This is a genomic window from Pontibacter rugosus (assembly GCF_042678745.1).
Taxonomy (GTDB): Bacteria; Bacteroidota; Bacteroidia; order Cytophagales; family Hymenobacteraceae; genus Pontibacter; species Pontibacter rugosus.
The window spans coordinates 1-1,445 of record NZ_JBHTLD010000412.1 but is presented as its reverse complement, the minus strand read 5'-3'; the positions used below and the strand labels follow the sequence as shown (position 1 = coordinate 1,445).

General features: G+C 53.3%; 1 protein-coding gene. It reads left to right on the top strand.

Annotated features, from left to right (window positions below; all coding sequences use genetic code 11):
* Window positions 1-82: 82 nt before the first annotated feature.
* The gene (locus ACFQ2O_RS21600) at window positions 83-1,432 is read left to right on the top strand and encodes an IS701 family transposase (RefSeq protein WP_449301395.1); all 1,350 of its coding nucleotides are present in this window, start codon (window positions 83-85) and stop codon (window positions 1,430-1,432) included.
* Window positions 1,433-1,445 lie beyond the last annotated feature (13 nt).

Genomic DNA, 1,445 nt, shown 5'->3' with positions numbered 1-1,445 from the left:
AGCTCGACTTTAGCATTTTTATAAAAAGATAGAACTCACCAAGAAGAGGTAAGGTTAAGATTGTGACCAAACAAATCTTTCCATGTCCAGCTTTCCCGATGAGTTCCTAACTATAATGATAGCCTATTCCAGTTTGTTTTCCAAACCGGTCTTTGTCCATGCCCGCCTTCTTTTAGCAGGAGCTATTTTAGCACCTGGCAAACGAACCGTTACTTCTGCTCTACGCGTACTGGGGCTAAGCGAAGAGACAAAGTTTCATAAGTATCACCGGGTGCTGAGCCTGGCCAGGTGGTGTGCCCTGGAAGGAGCACATGTTCTGCTGGGCCAACTGCTTGCTGCTTTTCTGGCAGCTGGTCCGGTAGTAGTAGGGATAGACGAGACGATAGAGCGCAGGTGGGGTAGTAAGATAAACAAGAGAGGCATTTATCGGGACAGTGCGCGCAGCAGCCGCGCGCACTTTGTCAAGTGTAGCGGCCTGCGGTGGATAAGCCTGATGCTGCTCCTGCCCATGAGCTGGGCCGGGCGGGTGTGGGCCCTGCCTTTTCTGACGGTGCTGGCTCCCAGTGAGCGCTATGCCCAAGAAGCCAGGAAGCGGCACAAGAAAATCACCGACTGGGCCCGACAGATGCTCCTGCAACTAAAGCGCTGGCTGCCAGAGCGGCAAGTGATAGCCGTGGGAGACAGCTCTTATGCTGTCATGGAATTGCTGGCGGCGGTGCGCAGCCATGTCACTTTCATTACCAGATTGCGTCTGGATGCGGCACTTTATGAGCCTGCCCCGGCCCGTGTGCCGGGCAAACCCGGGCGCAGCAGGAAAAAAGGAGAGAGACTGCCATCCCTGCAGGAGGTTTTGAAGTGTGCTGCTACAAAATGGCAGAAGGTGAAGCTGACTAACTGGTACGGCCATGGTGAGAAAGAAATGGAGATAGCCACGGGCACCGCTGTATGGTACCACAGCGGAAAGCCGGTGGTGCCCCTAAGGTGGGTACTGCTGGGCGACCCGGAAGGGAAGCTGACGCCGGTGGCCCTGCTTTCTACCGATCTGGAATTACCGGCAGAGACGATAGTCCTTTACTTTGCCAGAAGGTGGTCCGTAGAGGTGACACTGGAGGAGACGCGGGCACACATAGGAGTTGAGACACAGAGGCAGTGGTCAGATAAAGCAATTGAGCGTACCACCCCAGTGCTGCTAGGGCTTTTTTCTATCGTTACGCTACTGGCTGAGAGGCTGCAAAAACAAGGGATGCTGCTGGTCGACACAGCGGCATGGCACAAAAAAGAGAAGCCTACTTTCAGTGACGCGATTGCCGCCGTCAGAAGGCTGCTATGGCAGAAAATCGATTTTTCAACCTCTGATAAACAGACAGAGATGGTGAAAATACCAAAACCTTTGCTACAGCATTTTCAGCATATGCTGGCCAATGCTGCTTAATGCTAAAGTCGAG

What these genes read in the sequence shown, in the direction of transcription:
- ACFQ2O_RS21600 (WP_449301395.1), top strand. Translation starts at nt 83, where the DNA reads ATGTCCAGCTTTCCCGATGAGTTCCTAACTATAATGATAGCCTATTCC.